The sequence below is a fragment of the Streptomyces sp. NPDC048269 genome (genome assembly GCF_040652395.1).
In the GTDB taxonomy this organism is placed as follows: Bacteria; Actinomycetota; Actinomycetes; order Streptomycetales; family Streptomycetaceae; genus Streptomyces.
Genome location: NZ_JBEZLW010000007.1, coordinates 248,696 through 270,089, shown reverse-complemented (window position 1 = coordinate 270,089; position 21,394 = coordinate 248,696). Strand labels below are relative to the sequence as shown.

Below are 21,394 nucleotides of genomic sequence, written 5' to 3'. Positions count from 1 at the left end.
GTCCTGATCCGGGGGGAGGGTCGGCGCGCCCGGCCGCTACGGCCAGGGCACCTCCGGTGTGCGGGAGTACCGCACCCCCATCGCGTCCAGGCGCGGGCCCTGCGCCGCGAGCCGCTGGCGGTACGTGTCCCAGTTCAGGGCCGCGGCCGGTGACCAGCCGAGTTCGGCGACCCCGAGGACCTGCTGGAAGTGCCCGTGCTCCGGCGGCGCCTCCACTCCCCACACCGCCTGGCGCGGCAGCCCGGGCAGGCAGTTGCCCGGGTCCCACTCGTACGCGCGCCGCACGGACACCGCCCGGTCGGCGGGCGACAGGATCACCCGGGCTCCCGCCCGCACCGCCTCGGCGAGCTTCGCCCGCTCCGCGGCGCTCGCACCGTCTTGCCGCGCGTACGTCACCACCGGGCCCTGGGCCGCCTGCCGCCGGTCCGGGAGGACCTCCATGTAGCGGCCGCGCGCGTGGCGGACCAGCTCCCGGTACTCGCCCCCGGTCCAGACGCCGCGCGTGCGCAACACGTTGATCTTGTAGAGGGCGAGCTGGTCCACATAGCTCTTCAGCCGGTCGATGCCGTCCTCGGCGCGGACGGCGTCGACCGTCGCGGCCCGGTGGGCGAACCGGGGCGTGTCGGTGACCGCGCCGCCCGCCACCGTCCACGGTGCGGCGCCCTCGGGCAGGAGCTGACGGAGGGTCTGGGTGCCGCGGAACAGGCCGGCGGGCCGGTACGCGGTGACGAGGACCCCGTCCTCGTCGGACTGGAGCCGGTAGCCCTCCTCGCCGAAGCCTCCCGCGTACGGGTCCAGGCGCAGGCGGATGCCGTCCGTCCCCGCTCCGGCATCGGTCCCCTCGACCGGCAGCGGCAAGCGGGCGGTGCGGCGCCAGGCGGCGGCGAGCTGTTCGCCGATGGCGCGGACCTCGCCGGAGCCTGCGGTCGTACGGATCACGGTGCGCGCGCCGAGGGTGTAGCCGGGGCCACCGGGTGCGACGGCGGCCGGCGCGGGGACGATCCGCTGGTACGGAGTCGCTTCGGTGCGACCGGCGGGCACGGCGGAGTCCAGGTGAGCAACGCGAGCGGAGGAGGCCGCGACGGCCGCGCAGAACAGCAGGCCACCGAGAGCGCCGACGGCGACGGGGAGCTTCATCCGACCAGGAATAGGCCAGTTCCCTCGGTTTTGCCGGTATGCGCGTCCCGGTGGGACGGAGCCCATCCGAAAGGACCCCCGCCACGCGCCGCCTGCAGGCCGAACCGGCCCCGCTGTGGGGCGAGCTGACGGACCCCGCGGCGAGCGAAACAGGGGGTTACTCGCGAGGAAACAGGGCCTTTGGCTATGGTGAGCGCCCTCCGGTCGAATCCCCCTTTGGATCCCAAGATCAAATGCGGATCCGATGTGTCGATCGAAGGGATGTCCTGCCAATCCAGGACGCCTTACGCAGTGCAGAGCGACGCGGTGTCGGCAACACCGCCCGGCGTCGGCTCGGTGCGAGCCGACCTGCCCTCGCCCTGTCATCCGGGGCTTGAGGGCGGCGGTCCTCTCATTCACCTACCTCGCGAAGGCAAGGCAGAGATGGCAAGAATCTCCCGACGGTCCTCCCGGCTCTCCCGACAGCAGCCCCACCCTGTCGACGAACTGCTCCCGATACCCAAGCTCGCCGTCTACGGCTTCCAGCACGTCCTCGCGTTCTACGCGGCGGCCGTCATCGTCCCGGTCCTGCTGGGCAACGCGCTGGGCCTCTCCCGCCAGGAACTCGTCCACCTCATCAACGCGGACCTCCTCACCTGTGGCGTGGCCTCGATCATCCAGGCCCTCGGCGTCTGGAAGGTGGGTGCCCGGCTCCCGCTGGTCCAGGGAGTCACGTTCACCGCGGTCTCGCCCATGATCGCCATCGGCACGGGAGCGGGCGGCGGCACCGCCGGCCTGCTCGTCGTCTACGGAACGGTGATCACGGCGGGCATGGCCACGTTCGCCTTCGCACCGCTCTTCAGCAAGCTGGTGAAGTACTTCCCGCCGGTCGTCATCGGCACGATCCTCACGATCATCGGGATCACCCTGATCCCGGTGGCCCTCCAGGACGCGGCCGGAGGTGCCCATCTCATCGGCACCCCGGCGTACGGCGATCCGAAGAACCTCGCCTACGCGCTGGGCACGCTCCTGTTCATCCTGGTCATGGTGCAGATCGGCAAACCGTTCCTCAGCAGCCTCGCCGTCCTGCTCGGGCTCATCGTCGGCACGTCGGTCGCGTGGCTCTTCGGCGACGCCGATTTCGGCGCGGTGCGGGAAACCGACTGGTTCGGGGTCACCACGCCGTTCCACTACGGCATGCCGCGCTTCGAGTTGCTGCCGATCATCGCGATGCTCGTCGTCATCCTGATCACCATGGTGGAGACCACCGGGGACGTGTACGCCATCGGGGAGATCACCGACAAGAGGGTCGGCGCGGACACGGTCGCCCGGGCGCTGCGCGCCGACGGCGTGGCGACCGTACTGGGCGGCATCCTCAACTCGTTCCCGTACGTGGCGTTCGCCGAGAACATCGGACTCGTGCGCATGTCCAAGGTGATGAGCCGTTACGTGGTCGTCGCGGCCGGTGTGTTCATGGTCGTACTGGGCCTGCTGCCGAAGGCGGGCAGCCTGGTCGCCTCTGTTCCGCACCCGGTGCTGGGCGGTGCGGCGATCTCCATGTTCGGCATCGTCGCCGCGGTCGGCATCCAGATCCTGGGGAAGGCCGACCTGCGCGAGGAACGCAACACCCTGATCCTGGCGGTCAGTCTGGGCGCCGCGCTGCTGCCGACCACGGTCGCGCCGTTCTTCGACCGGATGCCGGAGGACATGCGGGCCGTGCTCAACAGCGGGATCACACTGGGCGCCCTCACCGCGATCACGCTGAACCTGCTCTTCAACGTCTTCACGAGCCGCTCCACGATGGAGATCGACTGGGAGGACATCGGGGAAGGGGACGGCGGCGGCCCGCCCGGTCCGCACGTGGGAGCGGCCGCCCGCTGAATCCGAGGGGACGGGGCCTGGGGCCGGGAGGGGGCGTGCGTCCCTCCCGGCCCGCCCAGCCATGTCAGCGGCCGCCCGCGGGGAAGGGCGACGCCTCGCCCTCCTCGCCGATCAACTCCCAGAAGTGGTCGACGAGTCGGCGCAGGTACGCGGCGCGCTCCGCCGCGACCTCCTTGAGCCTGGCGTCCGCGTTGAGGGCGACCAGGTGCCCCATGTACCGCTCCGAGAACTCCGAGAACTCCGCGTGCATCGTCTGCAGCGCGTCGCCCACGCTGGTCGCGTCCACCACCACGATCTCGGCGACCGGCTCGACATGCGCCTTCCACCGTCCGTCGACGGCCGATCGCAGGTGCTCGGCCAGCTCGTCCACCCGGCCCATGATCCCGATGAGCTTGCGCAGGGACAGCCCCAGGGCCTCCACCAGCGCCCTGGTCTGCCAGGCGTCCCCGTGCCAGTACCGCGCCGCCTCGGCCGCGCGGTACTCGGACGGGTCCATGCCTATGCGGTACGCCAGCCGCTCCACCGTGAGCCGGCCGGCCAGCCGGTGTTCGGCGAGCGTCTGCGGCTCGACGCCCATCAGCGTCTTGGCGTCGCACCACAGGACATCGGCGAGGGAGAAGAGCTGCTGGTCGGAGGGAGCGTGGGAGCCCTGCTCCCACGCCGCCACGAGCTCCGGGTGGACGGGGGCGCCACAGGCCGCCATGGCCTGGGCGACCTGGGCCGGGGTCAAGCCCATGCGGGCCCGGGCGGATCTGGCCTCGGTGGGGGAGAACGGAGTGCTGTACACGTACGAGACACCTCGCAACACCCTGGGCGCGCGGCGCCCGAGGGGAGACGGATTGATGGAGGAACACCAAGAGCGGGCACAGTAACAGATGTTCAGTGGGGCACAACCGCCCCAACTCCTTCAATTCCAAGGTGTTATACCGCGCGTACCAGGCAATCAGCGACCGCTTAGGTGGGCACTGCGGGCGCGGTGCCTCCGGGTTCGAAGCCCGCGAGCATCTGCTCCAGCGCGGCCTGGTCCGGACCCACGAACGGGCTGAGGCCCGGGACGCCCGCGACGTTGTCGATGAGCCGCGAGGTCAGACCGACCGCCGGAGGCAGGTGGGTGGACAGGACGGTCTCCGGGTTCATGGCGCGCAACGGCTCTACGGTGGCGAGGAACCGGTCCACGTCCACCACCTGGACCCAGGGGCTGTCCACGCTCGCCCACAGCATCTGGGCCCCTCGGAGGTCCTCGGCCCGCACGTCCGTGACGTCGGTGCCCGTGGCGATGTCCGCGGTGGGCAGCGGGGCACCGAAGCAGTCGGAGCTGAAGCAGGTGCGGGTGCGGTCGTCGTAGAAGCCGACGGTGGCCGGATTGTCGAACAGCGGGGGCCGGAAGGCGTGGAGCTTGCGGTCGCCCACGTCCAGGCTCTGGCCCGGATTGAGGAAGTACACGCGGTCCATCGGCATCGGATGCTCGGTGGACATGATGCCCACACCGATGAAGGTGGTGACCAGGCGCGCCCGGGGCGCGGCTTCGAGCAGCGCGAAGAGACCGCCCGTATGGTCGCGGTCGGGGTGGGTCAGCCAGATCCACCGCACATCGGCGGGGTCGATCACGGAACCCAGCGTGTTGAGGAAGTCCCGGTCGGGCAGCCCGAGGCCGGTGTCGACGACCACCGGCTCCGCGGAGTGCAGGACGAAGGCGTTGACCGGGAGGAAGCCGATCCCCGGCACCTCCAGGCAGTCGGCGAGGACAGTACTGTCGGGACCAATCTTGTGCGTGCTCATGGCGCTCTCCACGGCCCTGCGGGGGGACAGGCTCTCCTCCCATCTTGACCCGCCCGGGTTGCGCCCGCGCGCGGGCGCGGTTAGGGCTTCAGGGCAGGGGGACTCCCCTGGCCGTGATCCAGAGTGCGTACCACTCCTCGTGCGTGAGGTCCGGCTCGCGCACCGCCGCGTCCCGGCAGGCGCGGATCCGGTCGGGCCGGGCGGTGCCGACGACCGGCGCGATCCCGGCGGGGTGCCTGCCCAGCCACCAGAGCAGGACGGACTCGGGCGTCGTGTCCTTGCGCCGGGCGAGGTCGGCCAGGAGTCCCGCGGTGGCCCGTTCGGCGGGCGTCTGCTGGCGGCCGGTGAACCGGCCCTGCGCCAGCGCTCCCCAGGCCTGGAGGCGGATGCCGTGGTCACGGCAGTGCTCCAGCGTTCCGAAGGGAAAGCCGTTGGCCGCGTACTCGGGGGTGTTGAGCACGACCCCGGCTTCCACCCAGTCGCGGCTGTGCAGGCTCATCTCCAGCTGGTTCGCCACCAGCGGCACGTCGAGCCGGGCCTGCAGGTGGGCGATCTGCGCGGCTCCCATGTTGGAGACGCCGAAGTGCCGTACGAGGCCCTGCCGGTGCAGGGACATCAGCGCCGACGCGGTCGAGTCGACGTCGGCGAGGGGGTCGGGACGGTGCAGGAGGAGGACGTCGATCACGTCGGTCCGCAGCCGGGTCAGGCTCTCCTCCACGCGCCGCGTGATGCTCTTCCCGCGCAGGTCGTACATGCCCGGGCTGTCCTCACCGGCCAGGCGGATCCCGCATTTGGTCTGGATCGTGATCCGCTCGCGCAGCCCGGGCGTCCGCGCGAGCACCTCGCCGAAGACGGCTTCGGCCTTCCCGTGCCGGTAGATGTCGGCGTGGTCGAAGGCGGTGATCCCGCTGTCGAGGGCCGCCTCGATCGCCGCCTCGGCGGCGTCGATGTCCCCGGGGCCGTACGGACCGGGCTCCCAGCTCCCGCCCAGCCCCATGCACCCGTACAGCACCCTGTCACCGCTCTTGGCCACAGCCTCGTTCGTCACCACGCCCCCACCCTATGCACCGTCGGCGGTGAGCCGTGCGTCCGGCCTTACCAAGCCGGTTCTGTTCCGGCCGGAGGTGACGGTCGCCGGCTCCTCGGGGTGGGCCGCGCCGACCCCCTCGCCCCACCCGATGCACCGTCTGACCGGCGCATACTCGATGATGTCCGGATGCAGAAACACACGGAGGCCGGCACGCGGCCCGGACGCCGCCGGGTCGGCCGCACGGCGGCGGCCCTGAGCCTGTTGGCCTCCGTGGCGTGTTCGTCCGCACAGCATTCCCCGGCGTCCGTCACGGACGGGAATTCGACGGAGGTCTCCGTCGCGACCTGGAACATGTGCGGTGTGCGGCAGTGGAGCTGCGAGGACACCGGAAGCCCGAAGGAGAAGTTCCAGCAGATCCGTGACCTGGTCGGCGACTCAGACGTGCGCGTCCTGCTCCTGCAGGAAGTGTGCTCGGAGGAGCTGACGTCCGCCGCCCTGCGGCTCGGCCCGGAATGGCACAGCGTCTTCGAGCCGTACGCCGAGGTGGACGCGGCGGGCACCAGCACGCGCGTCGAATGCACGGGGCAGGGCCAGGGCCAGGCAGGATACGGCCTGCTGGCCGCGGCCCCGCTCACCGACGTGGAGGCGGTCCCGACCGATCAGCCGACGGTGGGTCTGCACCGCGGGATCCTGTGCGCCCGGGTACCGGCTCTGGGCCTGCGGGTGTGCAACGCGCACATCGCGCTGCGCGAGAGCGACGAGGCGCACCTCGACTGGGACTTCCGGGACGACCAGCTCCGCTCGCTGTTCGAGGCCGCGGCGGCCGATTCGCGTACGGTCCTCGGAGGCGACTTCAATTCGCCGCCGCCGGTGGGAAACCGGGCCTCATCCGCCTGGATCTGGCCGGCCGAGGCCTACACCACGTACCGGGAATGCGATCAGAAGGGGAGTTCCCGGACGGGCCGGCCCACCCATACGGACGGCACGAAGATCGACTACCTCTTCACGACGCTGCCCCGCAAGGCGTGCAAGGTGGTGGACGCCAAGACGTCCGACCACCGGGCCGTGGTGATGCGGGTGAGCCGGCCCGCCGACTCCGGCGGGGTCAGTACCTCGGGCTGAAGTTGCCGCCCTGCGCGGGCACGGTGTAGCTGTTCACCGTGGTGAAGGGGACGGCCGTCCACGCCGACGCGTTGCCGACGCCGTCCACCGCGATGGCCTCGACGAAGTGTCCGCCCTCGTTCCAGGCCCAGCCCGCTTCCCACACCCAGCTGCCGTCGGCCCGCACTTCGCAGGACCCCAGGCTGGCGCCGCCCTCGTGGAAGTCCACGCGCACGGCGCCCGGGGCGAAGCCCATGAAGGTCACGGCGGAGGCCGGCACCTGCTGGTGCGGGACCGGGGCCGTCACCGACAGGACGAGGGGCTGAGCCGGCTGCGGCAGCGGGGCCGGGATCTGTACGGGCTCCGCCGCGGGCTCGGGCGCCAGCACGTGCTCCACGGCCGAGAAGACCACTTCGGTGCGCTCGGACTGGTAATTGTTCGCGTCCGCCGCGAAGAGCCTGACGACGTGCCGGCCCTTGGCCCAGGGCCTTTCCCGCTGCCAGGTCCAGCTGCCGTCGGCGGCGACGGGCGCGGCACCCTGGTACTTGCCGTCCTCCCAGAAACTGACCCGAACCCCGCCCGGCGCGCTTCCCGTGAAGCGGACCGCGTTCGCGGGCACCCGATCGTCAGCCGACGGCGCCAGGACCACCGGCCGGGGGAACGAATCGCCCCTCACCTGGGAGGTCTCCGTGAGGTACGTGTCGATGTCGGACGTGTCGCGGTCCGGCTGCTCGAAGCCGTTGCGGACCATGCCGATCCGCGGGGTGATCCCGTCGACCAGGAGGTTCAACAGACCCATGATGGCGGGGAGGTTGCGCAGCGACACCTTCCCGTGATTGGCGATCAGGGGAGAGTCGTTGAATATGAGGTTGAAGTTCTCGTACCCCTGGAACAGCCCGAGGAAGGGTTCCACCTGCCGTGCGTACTGCTCGTCCTGGGGCGAGGTGATCAGGTAGGTGTTGGCCGACCGGTTCGGACTGCTGCGCACCAGGTCGGGGAGGACCGAGTCCAGGACGCGCACGTTCTCGTCCGTCACCGCGCCCATCATCATCCGGGCCGCGCCCGGCATGTCTTCCCTGACGTAGGTGCCGATCAGGAACTGCGGGACGCTGCCCACGATGTTCCTGAAGCCGTACTTCAGTCCGAAGAACAGGGCAGCGCTGGCGCCCTTGGAACTGCCGAACATGGTGCACTCGTCCGGCGTCAGGGACAGGGCGTTCATGACGCGTGAGATGAGTCCGGCGACGGACCTCTCCAGGGCGAAGTCCATCCCCTTGCACAGGTAGTAGCTGTTCTCACCGTCGAACAGGTCCCGGATCCACAGGACGTTCGAGCGGAGGTTGTCGAGCACCCCGTTCGACCAGCCGTACTCACCGGGCGCGGTGAGGTTGGCGAAGACCACGACCAGGTGCCGGTTCCCGTTGCGCGCGTGGGAGAACCGGTACTCGACGGGCACCTCACCGGAGGCATCCACGCCCGTGAAGACGCGACGCCCGCCCTGACCTGCCTTAGACATGTTCGGAATCCATTCTTCTCACCGGTTGCCGCGGCATCTGGTCAAGGGTGTGTCCGTTCCAGGAGCCCTTCCGCCCGATGACGTGGCCGCCGGCCGCGCCCGCGGCGGGCGCCTGCGCCTGCGCGGGGTCGAGGTCGCCGCCGGCGATCAGGATGCGGTCGGTCAGCCTGGCCGCCGCGTAGCCGTCGTCGAGATCGCAGAACTCCTGCTGGAACCAGCGGTAGCGGGCCGCGTAACCCTGCTGGATCCGGTCGATGTTGCGGATCGCCCCGACCAGTTCCGGCGAGGTGAACAGCAGCGGACCGGGGGCGGACTGCTCGAAGTCGAAGTAGAACCCGCGCAGGGTGTCCCGGTAGTGGTCGAGGTCGTACGTGAAGAAGAGGATGGGCCGCCCGGTGTTGACGAAGTCGAACATCAGCGACGAGTAGTCCGTGATCATCACGTCGGCGATGAGGGAGAGGTCCGCCATGTCCGGGTAGTCGGACACGTCGAAGACGAACCCGTCGCCGGCGCCGGGCACCGGGTCCACCACGTTGGGGTGGCGGCGCACCAGCAGGACGTGGTCGTGGCCCAGCTGCGCCCGGGCGTCCTCCAGGTCGATGCGGAAGTCGAGCTTGTACTTGCCCGGAGCGTAGAACTGGTCGTCGCGCCAGGTCGGTGCGTACATGACGACCCGCTTGCCGGGCGGGAGCCCGATGCGGCGGCGCACTTCCGCCGCCCGCTGCCCGGAATCGGCGCGGCGCAGGATGTCGTTGCGCGGGTAGCCGCTCTCGACCATCTCGCCGGGGAACTGGAAGGCGCGCTTGAGGATCGGGGTGCTGAAGCTGTTCGGGGACACCAGCATGTCCCAGTTCTGCACTTCCTTCTCCACCCGCTCCAGGTACCGCTTGTCCGCGAAGTGCACGGCCTCGATGTCGTGCCCGATCTTCTTGAGCGGCGTGCCGTGCCAGGTCTGTACGACGACCTGCCCGTCGCGCTTCTGGAACCAGTCGGGCAGGTGGTTGTTGGCGACGATGTAGCGGGCCCGGGCCATGGCCTCGTACCAGTCGGGAGACCACATGCGGACCGGGCGGGCGGTCCGGGGAACCGCGACCTGGTCGTCGCGCACGACCCACAGGTGTTCGAGGTCGACGCCCCGGCGCACCATCTCCTCGTGCAGGGCGCGCGGGCTGTCGGAGTACTGGGTGCCCTTGAAGGCGTCGAACAGCACCGCCTGCTTCAGCGACTTGCGGCGGGCGTCCGGGTAGGTCCTGGTGCGCATCAGCTTCTGCCGGTACGGACCGCGGGCCTCGTCCGGCATCGCCGAGTGGACCAGGAGCGAGAGCCGGTCGTACGCCTCCGCCTGAAGTTCGTAGCGCCGCTCGTCGGCGGTCATCTCGCTGGGGAACGTGGGGATCAGTTCCTGGGTCATCTTGACCATGAGGTCGTTGGACCGGTTCTCCGGGGTGACCGCGGAGGGGTCCTGGCGGCGCAGGAAGAAGTCCCAGCGGCCGGAGGCCAGCGGGATCTCTCCGGCCAGGGTGCTCATCGCGGCGGGCGAGACGACGAAGCTGAAGTCCTGGCCGTACCAGGTGATGGGGACCACGCGTTCGGCGCCGTGGGCCCGGGAGCGGACGACGACGTGCGCCGTGGCGTACTCGGAGGCGCTCAGCATGTCCTCCGCCGCGTAGCCGACGACGACTTCCAGGGAGCCGTCCTGGCGCCAGGTGACGGACTTGGCGAGCGGGAGGGTGTCCCGCTCGAACAGCACCACGTAGCCGGAGCCGTTGCGGTGCACGAAGACCTCACGGTCGCCGGTCTCGGTCTGCAGGTCCGCGGGCAGGCGGTAGTGGCCGTCGGTGGCGTCCTCCGCCATGACGGGATAGATGGCCGCCTTGCGGCCCTCGACGTGGAGGGTGGTCTTCCAGCCGTTGCTGCCGGTGTTCCAGGTCTGCGGAACGCCGTCGGTGGCGTGCGTGCGGTGTCCGGGAACCAGCGCCTTGACCGGGATGCGGGTCACGAAGGTGAACCACCCCTCCCCGCCCGGCTTGAAGTGGACCCATGAGTCGTGCCGGCCGGCCCCGCCCATGCTGGTCACCCGGAACTTGCCCCACTCGGGGAGCTTGGGTCCCAGGTAGACACCGCGGAGTTCGAGCTGGTCACCGACGATCCGGTGCCGGGTGATCCGGCAACGGACCCTTTCCACACGGAGCTTGAGCTTGCCCTGGAGGAAGAGCGGTACGACCCGGGTGTTCTTGTCCACATACTGGTAAGGCGGGTTGGCGGCGGTGCCCGCGCCACCGCGGGCGATGCCCTTGTACCGGAACAGACCGCGGCTCAGCACACCGGCGGCCACGTCCCAAGTGCCTTCGGCCCATTCGCCCTTGCGCTTGAGGCGGGAGGCGTCGAAGCGGACCTGGAATCCGGACCAGTCGTAGCAGTAGCGGTTCTGCTGGGAGTGTTCGGTGGCCTGCGGGTAGTACGTGGTCTTCGCCTTCGCGACGACGACCCGGCCCTGCTTCTTGTTCCGCAGCGCGATGGCCTTCATCGACATGTGCCGCTTGTGCACGTTGATGAAGCGGACGTAGGCGGAGCCCTCGAGGGTCAGGTGCCCGGAGTCGTCCCAGCGCGCGCTGGTCAGCGAGCCGTGCAGGGACAGTTCCTTGTCCAGCCGGTAGGCGCTCTTGTCGAGGCCGACCGACCGGTCGCCGAGGTAGGGGTAGTTGAGGTAGCGGTGCAGGCGCCGCTGGACGGGCAGGGGGCCGCCCTTGCGCTCGAACTCGACGACGTCGAGCAGCTCCTTGAGCCGGCCCTCGCGCACCAGAAGCCACTTGACCCGGGCATCGGCGGGCAGTTCGTCGATGATGTCCTCGTCGGCCTCGTCCAGGAATTCGTTCGCCCACTGCATGAAGGCGTCCTGGTATTCCGCGTCGGCGTCCGGCAGCACCTTCAGGTGCAGCATCAGGTCGGACTTCAGGCAGGCGAGATCGTACTTGCGCTTGTGATCGCTGTAGGACCTGGCGCGGTGGCCGGCGAGGAAGCGGCTGACCGACTGCACGGCGGCCACCCGGTCCTGGAGGTTGCTGAACTCGGTGTGCCGCTGGGTGATGGAGGGCGCGGCGCCACCCTCTCGCCGACGCCAGAAATAGACGATGTCGGTGAGTATGTCCACCTTCGTCGCGCGGAAATGGGCGAACATGTTGACCCAGGAGTCTTCATACATCACTCCCTCGGGGAACGCGATGTAGTGGTAATCCCAGAAGGACCGCCGGAACACCTTGTTCCACACGGTCCGGTCGTAGATGAGCTCCGGCAGTTTGGTGATGTGCGTACCGCGCTTGCTGCGCTGCATGGGCGCCTTGTGCAGCGGAGACTGCCACCTCTTGGTGGAGTTCATCATCTGCACGTTGCCCGACACGAAGTCGGAACCGGAGGCTTCGAGGGTCTGCACGAGCAGCTCGTAGGCGTACTCGGGGATGACGTCGTCACCGTCGACGAACGCCAGGAATTCGGCCTGGGGATGGGCCGCACGAATGCCGACGTTTCGGGCATGTCCCGGTCCCATGGACGCCTGGCGCAGGAGCCTGAACCTGGGGTCGCGGCGGGCGAATTCCTCGGCGATCGCGGTCGAGGAGTCGGTCGAGCCGTCGTCGACCATGATGACCTCGAGGCCGCGGAACGTCTGCCTGGCTATCGACTCCAGGCATTCCTCGAGATAGATCTCGACATCCTGAAAGGGAACGACGACACTCAGGCGGGGCATACCTGCCACTCAGAAAACTCCTCGATCGTCACACTCGTTCCGATGCGCGCCGAGCTTCCGCAAGACGTCGCCGGACCCGCCCCTGACCCCGGCCACACACCGCTCCCCGCTCACTCAACCCACCCTGCCCCCTGCGGTCCGCACACTTATACGACCTTCACAGAGCCTGCGCAGCGTAAGCCAATTGATGAAGGGCGGGCAAGTGTGCAGCAAAGCCACAGGCCCCCAAAGGTTCGCGATCGCGAATGAGCGATGGCATTCCGGGTGTGGTGAACGCGTGAACTCCCACCGGTTCAGGGTGAGGTGGGCGGAATCGGACGTTCCTCCCTCCACGGGCCAGCACACCCGGTGAGGAACGTCACCCCACGCTGCGCCAGTTCCCGAACGCGAGACCCGGGTCCCTGAGATCCCGCCGTGCGACGCACAGGCCCCCGTCCGTGTCGATCATCGCGATCGCTACCGAGCCGTAGCCGTCCAGGGCCATGGCCGGGAGGCCTGCGCACCGGTCCCCCACGGGAGCCCACCAAGCCCCGTACTGCTCACCTTCCGTGGGGTAGGCCGCGATCTCCGGGCACCCCTCGGCGCCCCGCTGCAACAGGACGGTGCAGTCGTATCCGTTGACCTGCGTACGGACGACACCCACCGGGCCGACACCGCCGGCGCCGCCCAGGGGCATGAGCCTGCCGGCCGCCCCGGCGGGGGCCTGCGGGCGGTAGGCGATGACGCCGCCGTCAGCCGGGTGCCGCCAGAAATACGTACCGGAGCCCGGGCCCGTCTCGTGGCAGCTGTACGTCCCTTCGACGGCGTCGGCCTCCATCCGCCCCAGCCACCTGAAGGCGCTTCCCGGCGCGTCCTGGCGCCAGTACGAGGCCCCGCCACGGAAGGGGGCGAGGAACTCCGCCCGTCCGTGCGAGCTCACGAGGGGAACGACGGCGCCGCGCACCCATTTGCCCTGATAGTCCGACCAATCACCCCATATGCCGTCGCTACGCCGGGACCTTCCGCGTACGCCGACTCCGAAGCGGGTGGCGACGACGTGGAGCGAGCCGCTTCCGTCGGGCAGGACCATCGGGTCTCCCGGAGGCGGGGCCTCGCCCTCCTGTCGGGGGAACGGGTTGCCTATCGCCCGCCAGTCGCTGAGCGGCCGGCCGGTCTGGTACTGGGCGGCGATCACGAACTCGCGGCCGTCCGGGGCGGATTCGCGGTACCGGCTGCCGGCGAACCAGACGAAGCCGTGGGAGTCCTGGGCCAGCGTGAACCTGCCGGCCCAGCCCTCCACGGGGAACAGGTCGGGGCCGTGCCAGACGTCCGAGCCCGGCGCCGACTCGGTCCAGCGCACCAGACCCTCGGCGCAGCTCGCGTAGGCGGTCAGCCGGCCGTCCCGGCCCAGGCGGAGCCAATCCGAGGCCGCGTACCCGCCGTCGGCGGCCGCGGCTATCTCGGAGCCCAGGACCGCGGGCGCACCGGAGGTCGCACCTCGGCCCGTCTCCGCACGTCCGCGTCGCGCCATGTCCTGCCCACTCCTGTCCGCGATCGTCCCGTATATCCGGTCTGGCCCGGCGGGCCGTGGGACAATTTACGGCAGCGCGGTGACCGGTCGGTGCCAGGGTCAGATGTCCGTGACAGCCTCGGCATCCGTGCAACCTAGCCTGATCGGGCGACCTCCACCACCGGCGGGCCGGGCGTCTCGGAGTACGGTCGGCACGGCCCTGGCGGCCCGGACCGGGGCGGGCCGGGAGGCGGGCGGCGTGACCTCTCACCAGGACCCTGCCGAAGCAACTCGCCGTGCACACGGCGACAGGGCGCGGTGATTGCCGCGCCCTGCCGCCACGGCCACGTGTCAGGAGTGGCCCTTGCCGAGGCGGGCGAGCAGGAGGTTCGGGTCGGTCGTGGTCGTGAAGGCCGCGCTGGGCACGTACACCTTGTGGTGGCGCACGGCCACGGAGGTGGGGTTGGACAGCCCGTCCTCGGCCGTGAGCACGATGGAGTGGGTGCCGTCGGGGCGTACGAGGGCGACCTCACTGCTGGGGTTCAGGGCGGCAGCTCCGCGAAGCGGGAGACCGAGCCGTCGGGGCCGATGCGCCAGACGCCGGTCAGGTCGGCCGTGCCTGTGAAGTAGTTGGCGTAGAGCGACCGTCGTGGGTCCGGAAGCGTGCCGGACGGGACACGGAAGTCTCCTTCTCTGCCGGGCAGGGGGCGCGGCGCGGCGAAGGGCCCAGCAGAACATGACGGGGCGTCAGCGCAGGGGCTTCGCATCCCGGACCTCGAGGAGATCGCCCGCCTGGCCGAGGCGGCGCAGGTGCACCGGGGTGAGTCCTCGTACTACCCGGGGAGTACGCCGCGAACGCTACGCCGGGGTGACGCGGGTGACGGCCGGTGCGCACTAGCGTGGCCGTATGGAAGAGCAGCGTGCGCGCCCGGAGCCTCGGTGGCGGCGGTGGGCGGAGCGGACCGGGCGGGGGCCGGGCTGGCGCTCCGTACTGCTCGTCGCCGTCTTCGCGCAGGCCGGCTCCCACTGGGCCGCTCAGGCGCAGCCCGGGCGGATGCCGCTGGACCCGTTCGCGCGGCTCCTGCTGCTGCTCGGGGCCGCGCTGCTCCTGGCGCGGCACCGGTATCCGGTGGCCGTGGTCTACGGGTCAGCGCCGTCACCCTGGTGTACGTCGGCGCCGGGTACCCGTACGGTCCGGTCGTCGTCAGCCTGGCACTGGCCTGCTTCGCCGCCGTCTGCGCCGGTCACCGAAGAGCAGCCTGGGGGGCGGTCGGGCTGCTCTGGGCCGGGCACCTGCTCATCGGCCACTGGCTGTACCGGTGGCTTCCGCCCGCCGGCGACGGGCCGGCGCACTGGGGGCAGGAGCTGGGCATCACGGCGTGGGTGCTGGCGATGCTCGCGGTCTCCGAGCTGGTCCGCGTACGCCGGGAGCAGTGGGCCCGCGACCGGGCCGAGCGGGCGGCGGCCGAGCGGCGCCGGGTGGACCAGGAGCGGCTGCGCATCGCCCGCGAGCTGCACGACGTCCTCGCGCACAGCATCTCGGTGATCAACGTGCAGGCGGGCGTCGGGCTGGCCCTGCTCGACAGCGACCCCGAGCAGGCCCGTACGGCTCTGACCACCATCAAGGCCGCCAGCAAGGAGGCGCTGGGCGAGGTCCGGCAGGTCCTGGACACGCTGCGTGCCCCCGGTGACGCACCGCGCACCCCCGCGCCCGGCCTCGACCGGCTTCCCGAGCTCGTCGAGCAGGCCGCGGCGGCCGGGCTCGCCGTGGCCGTGGCACCGGAAGGCACGGCGCGGGCGCTGCCCCCTGGTGCGGACCTCGCCGCCTTCCGCATCCTGCAGGAGGCGCTGACCAACGTGGTGCGGCACTCCGGGTCGCGCGCCGCCCGGGTCCGCCTCGTCTGGCGGCCGGACGCCCTGGAGCTGCGCGTGGACGACGACGGCCCGGCCACCGGGGGCGCCACGGGCGGCAGTGGGAACGGTCTCGTCGGAATGCGTGAGCGGGCCGCGGCGCTGGGTGGCGCGATCGAGGCCGGCCCGCGTCCCGACGGGGGGTTCCGGGCGGTCGCGCGGCTGCCGCTGGAGCCCGCCACCTCCAAGGAGGACCGTGATCCGCGTACTGCTCGCCGACGACCAGCTTCTCGTCCGGGCCGGGTTCCGGGCGCTCCTCGACGCGCAACCCGACATCGAGGTGGCGGGCGAGGCCGCCGACGGCGACGAGGCCGTGCGGCTGGTGCGGGAGCTGCGCCCCGACGTCGTACTCATGGACATCCGGATGCCGGTGCTGGACGGGCTGGCCACCACCCGCCGGATCACCGAGGACGGGGAGCTGGCGGCGGTCAGGGTCGTCATGCTCACCACCTTCGAGCTCGACGAGTACGTCTTCGAGGCCATCCGGTCCGGCGCCTCGGGCTTCCTGGTCAAGGACACCGAGCCGGAGAAACTGCTGCGCGCGGTCCGGGCGGTGGTGGAAGGCGACGCACTGCTGTCCCCGGGTGTGACGCGCCGTCTGATCGCGGAGTTCGCGGCCCGCTCCCAGCAGCCCGCGGCAGCGGCGGACCTCGGGCGGCTCACGGACCGGGAGCGGGAGGTGATGGCACTGGTGGGCATGGGCCTGTCCAACGAGGAGATCGCCCGCCGCCTGGTCGTCAGCCCGCTCACCGCGAAGACCCACGTCAGCCGGGCGATGGTGAAACTCGGCGCCCGGGACCGGACTCAACTGGTGGTCCTGGCCTACGAGTCGGGGCTGGTCCGGCCCGGCTGGGCTCGGCTTCTGCGACCGGCAGAGGGTGACGGCGAGCGCGCCGTCGGCGGAGAGGGGTCCCCGGATCCCGGCGTCCGACACGGCCAGGGCGCCGCCCGGCCGTACGAGGACCGGGGCCCTTCTGCGCGCCGCCGGAACCGATGCACACGGACTCGCCCGCGGCCACGGTCAGGGCGCCGTCGTGCTCCGCGGTGAGGCACGGGCGGGGTCCGCGCCGGCCCGGCCCCGGCCGGTCTCGGGCCGCTACGAGGGGACCTGCCGTCCTGCGCAGCCACGCCCTGCCCTGCCGGAATCCCCGGAGCCGCCGCCGACGCGGCAGCGGCGTGCGGCGGAAGCGGCCGGGGCGACGGCCTCCAGCCCGGCCGCGTGCCTCAGACTCCCGCGGCTAACGCTGGGAGGGCCGGGCGGGAAGCGGAAGCACAAGCGCCCCGCGGGCCATCCAGCGCCGGTTCACGTCCGGCCTCACCGCCGGCGCCGGACCGCCCCGGACAGCCTGCCGCCGGGCGCGGCCGGACCACCGGCCGGACCGCGGCTCCGGGGGCGTCGGCGCGGCACTGACCGTACGGGATACGAGGCCTCGCCGGGCCGCCTCCACCGTGCGCGGGACCCCGCCACCCCACGGGCGACGCTAGTGCACGAGTGGCCGCTCCCAGCGGGATGAGGAGACCTCGGGCCACGCCGTTCGCACGCCGGCGCAACCCTGACGGCGTGGGCACGTGAAGGCATGGGCCGAGCCGCTCCGGCGCGCCCGAGCACCCCACCGCACCGCCGCACAACGGTCGCCCCGCCCCCTGACGGCATGGGCACGTGAAGGCATGGGCCGAGCCGCTCCGGCGCGCCCGAGCACCCCACCGCACCGCCGCACAACGGGCGCCCCGCGCCACCGCGGAAGCGTGTGGGCGCACAGGGCCGCGCCGCGGCGGGCCGGTCAGGTCCGCGGCAGCGTCACGGGAGGTCGTCGGTCGGTGGGTCCGCCGTGTACACGTGGGGGGTGTCGGCGTCCCACTCCAGCAGTTCCGCGCCGCCGAGGACCACGTCGTCGGGGTCGGGCATGCCGGCCCGCCGCAGGAACTCGATGACGTCCTCGTCCGAGCGGGCCACTCCGAGGGGCTCCTCACCTCTCGCGGTCCGCAACGTCACCTGCCGGCCTCCCGACGGGAAGATCCGGTGTACGACGACCGGTGCGTGATGCATACCACCAGCCTCACCCCGGCAGCCGGACCCGGCACCCCGGGGGCACCCGACAGCGCCGACTAGGAAGTGCGGGGCGCGGCCGTGCCCGGGATGCGGAACGTCGACGGGTCGGGGTAGGTCGCGGCCTCGGCGCGTACGACCTCCTCTATCTCCGCCTTGAAGGCGGGCTCGAAGAGGTCGACCGTCAGGAGCAGCTCCAGTCCGCGCAGCGTCGGGTCGAGCAGCGGGCGGCCCATGCGGGAGCCGCCGCCGGAGACGCCCGTGAAACCCGTCCGGGCGGTCGCCGCCCGCCCGCCCAGCCGGTCCTCGAGGCCCGCCGTCGCGTAGCCGGCGAGCAGGGCGAGCTCGGTGAGGAACCGGCGGGTCCCGAGGACCATCTCCTCGGCTCCCTGGAGCGTCTGGACGGCGCCGCCCGCCACCTTGAAGTCGTCGGTCCGCTTGAGGCCGCGCGCCTCGTACACCGCGAGCGCCTCCTCGAAGAGCCGTCCCGCCTCGTCGACCGCCTTCATCGCCGCCACCAGCTGGTCGATGTCGATCTCGCGCTCCACGCTGCCTCCTGGTCCGGAACTGTGCTGCACAGACCGTAGGAGGCAGAACCTCCGCTACGGAACACCCGTGCGGAAGGGTGATCACGCTGTCACCGGACCGTCACCACGCCCGGCGGCGGCCCGCGTGCCCCAGAAGCCGGACCCCTCTCCCCACCCAGGCGCCAACTACCCACGCCCTCTTGCGGGTTGGCCCCAAGGTACCAACAATGCGCATGACAACCGAAGGATCTTCGGTCGCATCGTCCTCAGAGGGGAACCCCCACATGTACAAGCCTCTCGCCGGCGCCTTGTTCTCCCTGCTCCTCGTGGGAGCGGCGGGCGCCCCCGCCGTGGCCGCACCGGCCGTCGCGGTCAACTTCGCGGGAACGGTCGCGCTCAGCAACTGCTCCGGCTCCGTCGTCCGCGCCCCCGGCTCCCAGCCGAACGACCCCGCCCTCGTCCTCTCCAACGGCCACTGTCTGGAGACCGGCTTCCCCGCGGCCGGCGAAGTCATCAGGGACCAGCCGTCCACCCGCTCGTTCTCGCTCCTCAACGCGTCCGGCTCCAAGGTCGGGACGCTGCGCGCCAGCAAGGTCTCGTACGCGACGATGACCGACACCGACGTCTCCGTCTACCAGCTGACCAAGACGTACGCCCAGATCCAGAGCCAGTACGGGATCACGGCGCTGACCCTCAACGACGTGCGCCCCACGCAGGGTTCGGCCATCAAGGTCGTCTCCGGCTACTGGAAGCGGACCTACAGCTGCAACGTGGACGGCTTCGCCTACCGCCTCAAAGAGGGCGCCTGGACCTGGAAGGACTCCGTCCGCTACACCTCGTCCTGCAACACCATCGGCGGCACCTCCGGTTCACCGGTGATCGACACGACGACCGGCAAGGTCGTCGCCGTCAACAACACGGGCAACGAGGACGGCGGCCGCTGCACGGACAACAATCCCTGCGAGGTCGACGAGAACGGCAACGTGACGGTCCGCGAGGGCATCAACTACGCGCAGGAGACGTACATCATCGTCCCCTGCATAGCCCCCGGCAACAAGATCGACCTGAGCCGCCCCGGCTGCACGCTCCCCAAGCCGTAGCCTCCCCGCCGCCCGGCTCCCCGAGCCGGGCGGCGTCGGGGCGCGGCGTGCGGCCGCGCTTCGCGAACAGCCCCCCGGCAGGCCCCCGGACGGGGATACTCGGACGCGTGGAACTGCACATCGATCACCGCTGGCTGCTGGAGCGGCAGGAGTCACTGTTCAAGGACGTGGCGGTGGCCGACCACTCCGCGCTGGTCGCCGCCGTCGCCCGGCACCGGGTCAACACCCCCAGCCTGGACGTGGACGACCCCGACGCCTACTGGCGCGCGGCCGCCCTCCTCGACGCGATCGTCCTGCTCCGCCCGCTGCCCGACTCCAACGAGTACTTCGGCTACGGAGTCGCCGTCGCGTACATCGAGGCGTCCGGCAAGGCGGTGGACGCCTCGTACGAGCAGTGGCGCGACCTCATCACGGACATCCGCATGCTCCGCGTCACCGTCTTCGACGTGGCCGCCCGGCTGCGCTCCTGGGAGCCGGCCTGAGGCCGGTCCCCCGGCCGGTCAGCGCCTGCGCTGGGCCGGAGTGCCCACGAGGAGGGCGTCGGAGACGAGACGCGCGCCACGGGCGAGGCGCCCGAGCTGCTCCAGCTCCACGGCGTACATCCTGATCGTGTTCTCGATGACCGACTCGGCCATGCCCAGCATGGGCAGTTCGGCACGGCTGGTCTGCATGGCCGTCCGCACCGCGCGCATCTCGTGCTGGAGCTGGAGCTGGACGTGCCGGGCGAGCAGCGCGTGGTGACGGGTCAGAGTGAGATAGCTGCCGTAGCGGGCCGGAAGCAGGTCCCGCAGCCAGCGCGTTGCCGTCCGCTCCCAGTCGTGGGTCCCGGGGGCCTTGACCTGCATGGGCCAGTCCGGACTGCGCGTGATGGTGGCCGTCTGGGGCATTCTCGTCACTTCCGAGTGGTGTCGAATTCTGATCGAGATGGTGCTTTGGGGCGGCCTCGGCCCAGGGGTTGACCGAGGCCGCCAGGGCGCTCTGCGGGATCCGAAAGCCTGAACTCGACGCGCGGTCGCGACGTGAGGAGGTTCGTCGCGCTGCGCGTGCGTTCAGGAGGGGGTCTTCCTCCTTGGCATCTGGAGGATCCGGAGCGCCGTCGTCAGTAAACATATATACCGTCGAGTAAGCAAGCGCATGAAAAATTTCATGCACCTCGCTGACTGAATATCCCCCTGGTCAGCAGGGGTGGGAATCCGCCCCGATCAGCCCTTAAAGGAAGAAGCCGTGCTGGTCGGCGACCTGCTCGTAATCTTCGAGGCGCGCCTGGGTCCGCTCCGGGTCAGCGTCCGCCATGGCTTGAAGCAGCGCCGCGGACAGCATTCCGGGGGCCGCGTACGAGTCGAACACCAGCCGCGAACCGGTCCCTGCCGTCAGGGCCACGTCCGCCTCGTCCACGAGCGGCCCCAGGGTGGGGTCGGTGATCAGCACGACGCGCAGCCCCGTGCTGCGGGCGGCCCGGATCGCGGCCAGGGTCTCCTTGGCGTGCCGCGGCATGGCGAAGGCGAGGACCCAGGTGCCGCCGGCCGCCTTGGACTGGAGCAGCGCGTCGAAGGCGACGCTGCCGCCGCGGGTCACCAGGCGTACGTCGGGGTGGATCCGCCGCGCCGCGTAGGCGAAGTACTCGGCAAGGGACACCGAAATGCGCAGTCCGAGGACGGTCAGGGGCACCGACTTCGCCAGTTCGCGGCCGATGTCGAGCACCTGGTTGGTGTCCGCGAGCAGCCGGCGTACGTTCTCCAGGTTCTCGATCTCGGCGTCCACGGCCGCCTGGAGCTCGTTGCGGCGGATCTGCTCACGGGTGTCCGGGGACCCGGCCACCGCGCTCAGGGCGATCGGCTGGAGCACGTCGCGCAGGGCGGGGTAGCCGCTGAATCCGAGGGAGGCGGCGAAGCGGGTCACGGAGGGCTGGCTGACGCCGACCCGTTCGGCGAGTTCGGTGATCGAGAGGAACGCGGCCTCGGTGAGGTGGTCGATCAGGTACTGGGCGATCCGGCGCTGGCCAGGGGACAGGCGGCGGCCGTCGAAGAGCGCGAGGAGCCGGTCGGCCGGGGGGCGGACCTCCTCCGGCGACTGGCCGCTCGGCTTGATCGCGGCCGCCTGCGCGCGTGCCTGCTGCCCCGATGACACCGGAGGGCCTCCTTCTCATGTCACTCGC

The 21,394-nt window shown here is 71.0% G+C and carries 16 protein-coding genes and 2 pseudogenes; 6 read left to right on the top strand and 12 right to left on the bottom strand.

Annotated elements, in window-relative coordinates; all coding sequences use genetic code 11:
- Positions 1–36: 36 nt before the first annotated feature.
- On the bottom strand, positions 37–1,137 hold the full coding sequence (locus AB0D48_RS11380) for a beta-N-acetylhexosaminidase (RefSeq protein ID WP_362393728.1): 1,101 nt from the start codon (positions 1,135–1,137) through the stop codon (positions 37–39).
- 423 nt (positions 1,138–1,560) lie between these two features.
- Between AB0D48_RS11380 and AB0D48_RS11375 the strand changes: the two genes are divergently transcribed.
- Positions 1,561–2,997: a nucleobase:cation symporter-2 family protein gene (locus tag AB0D48_RS11375; RefSeq protein ID WP_362393725.1), complete on the top strand. Its 1,437-nt coding sequence runs from the start codon at positions 1,561–1,563 to the stop codon at positions 2,995–2,997.
- Between the two features lie 64 nt (positions 2,998–3,061).
- Here AB0D48_RS11375 and AB0D48_RS11370 read toward each other — a convergent pair whose 3' ends face one another.
- From AB0D48_RS11370 to AB0D48_RS11360, 3 genes are all read right to left on the bottom strand, one after another.
- The gene (locus AB0D48_RS11370; protein WP_362393722.1) at positions 3,062–3,784 is read right to left on the bottom strand and encodes a transcriptional regulator; all 723 of its coding nucleotides are present in this window, start codon (positions 3,782–3,784) and stop codon (positions 3,062–3,064) included.
- Positions 3,785–3,951: 167 nt separating this feature from the next.
- A complete protein-coding gene (locus AB0D48_RS11365) occupies positions 3,952–4,776 on the bottom strand; it encodes an MBL fold metallo-hydrolase (protein WP_362393719.1) in 825 nt (274 codons plus the stop codon).
- 88 nt (positions 4,777–4,864) lie between these two features.
- Complete coding sequence (locus AB0D48_RS11360) at positions 4,865–5,827, bottom strand: aldo/keto reductase (protein ID WP_362393716.1); 963 nt, start codon at positions 5,825–5,827, stop codon at positions 4,865–4,867.
- Positions 5,828–5,992: 165 nt separating this feature from the next.
- Between AB0D48_RS11360 and AB0D48_RS11355 the strand changes: the two genes are divergently transcribed.
- Complete coding sequence (locus tag AB0D48_RS11355) at positions 5,993–6,928, top strand: endonuclease/exonuclease/phosphatase family protein (RefSeq protein ID WP_362393713.1); 936 nt, start codon at positions 5,993–5,995, stop codon at positions 6,926–6,928.
- Here the strand turns inward: AB0D48_RS11355 and AB0D48_RS11350 are convergent.
- The 4 genes from AB0D48_RS11350 to AB0D48_RS11335 form a co-directional block, all read right to left on the bottom strand.
- Positions 6,912–8,423, bottom strand: a complete 1,512-nt coding sequence (locus AB0D48_RS11350) for a hypothetical protein (RefSeq protein ID WP_362393710.1) — start codon at positions 8,421–8,423, stop codon at positions 6,912–6,914. The genes AB0D48_RS11355 and AB0D48_RS11350 overlap by 17 nt on opposite strands.
- Complete coding sequence (locus tag AB0D48_RS11345; RefSeq protein ID WP_362393803.1) at positions 8,416–12,165, bottom strand: bifunctional glycosyltransferase family 2 protein/CDP-glycerol:glycerophosphate glycerophosphotransferase; 3,750 nt, start codon at positions 12,163–12,165, stop codon at positions 8,416–8,418. The genes AB0D48_RS11350 and AB0D48_RS11345 overlap by 8 nt, the downstream gene beginning before the upstream one ends.
- A gap of 358 nt (positions 12,166–12,523) precedes the next feature.
- Entirely contained in the window at positions 12,524–13,675 is a 1,152-nt protein-coding gene (locus tag AB0D48_RS11340) for a hypothetical protein (RefSeq protein ID WP_362393707.1), read from the bottom strand.
- A 330-nt stretch (positions 13,676–14,005) separates the two neighbouring features.
- Entirely contained in the window at positions 14,006–14,146 is a 141-nt protein-coding gene (locus AB0D48_RS11335) for a hypothetical protein (RefSeq protein WP_362393704.1), read from the bottom strand.
- Positions 14,147–14,561: 415 nt separating this feature from the next.
- Here AB0D48_RS11335 and AB0D48_RS11330 point away from each other — a divergent pair.
- Positions 14,562–15,736 (top strand): annotated as a pseudogene (locus AB0D48_RS11330) (histidine kinase); the annotation flags it as partial.
- 25 nt (positions 15,737–15,761) lie between these two features.
- Positions 15,762–16,418, top strand: a pseudogene (locus AB0D48_RS11325) (response regulator transcription factor); the annotation flags it as partial.
- Positions 16,419–17,363: 945 nt separating this feature from the next.
- On the opposite strand, the gene AB0D48_RS11320 reads toward AB0D48_RS11325, so the two are convergent.
- Both AB0D48_RS11320 and AB0D48_RS11315 read right to left on the bottom strand, forming a co-directional pair.
- Positions 17,364–17,612 (bottom strand): hypothetical protein, encoded by a 249-nt coding sequence (locus tag AB0D48_RS11320; protein WP_362393701.1) that lies wholly within the window; start codon positions 17,610–17,612, stop codon positions 17,364–17,366.
- A gap of 59 nt (positions 17,613–17,671) precedes the next feature.
- On the bottom strand, positions 17,672–18,160 hold the full coding sequence (locus tag AB0D48_RS11315) for a hypothetical protein (RefSeq protein WP_362393698.1): 489 nt from the start codon (positions 18,158–18,160) through the stop codon (positions 17,672–17,674).
- Positions 18,161–18,423: 263 nt separating this feature from the next.
- On the opposite strand from AB0D48_RS11315, the gene AB0D48_RS11310 reads away from it, so the two are divergent.
- Entirely contained in the window at positions 18,424–19,239 is an 816-nt protein-coding gene (locus AB0D48_RS11310; protein ID WP_362393696.1) for a serine protease, read from the top strand.
- Between the two features lie 107 nt (positions 19,240–19,346).
- Positions 19,347–19,721 carry a toxin Doc gene (locus AB0D48_RS11305; RefSeq protein WP_362393693.1) on the top strand — a complete coding sequence of 125 codons (375 nt, stop codon included), beginning with the start codon at positions 19,347–19,349 and terminating at the stop codon, positions 19,719–19,721.
- Positions 19,722–19,739: 18 nt separating this feature from the next.
- Here AB0D48_RS11305 and AB0D48_RS11300 read toward each other — a convergent pair whose 3' ends face one another.
- Complete coding sequence (locus AB0D48_RS11300) at positions 19,740–20,126, bottom strand: hypothetical protein (RefSeq protein WP_362393800.1); 387 nt, start codon at positions 20,124–20,126, stop codon at positions 19,740–19,742.
- A 322-nt stretch (positions 20,127–20,448) separates the two neighbouring features.
- Entirely contained in the window at positions 20,449–21,366 is a 918-nt protein-coding gene (locus tag AB0D48_RS11295; RefSeq protein WP_362393690.1) for a MurR/RpiR family transcriptional regulator, read from the bottom strand.
- Between the last annotated feature and the right edge of the window lie 28 nt (positions 21,367–21,394).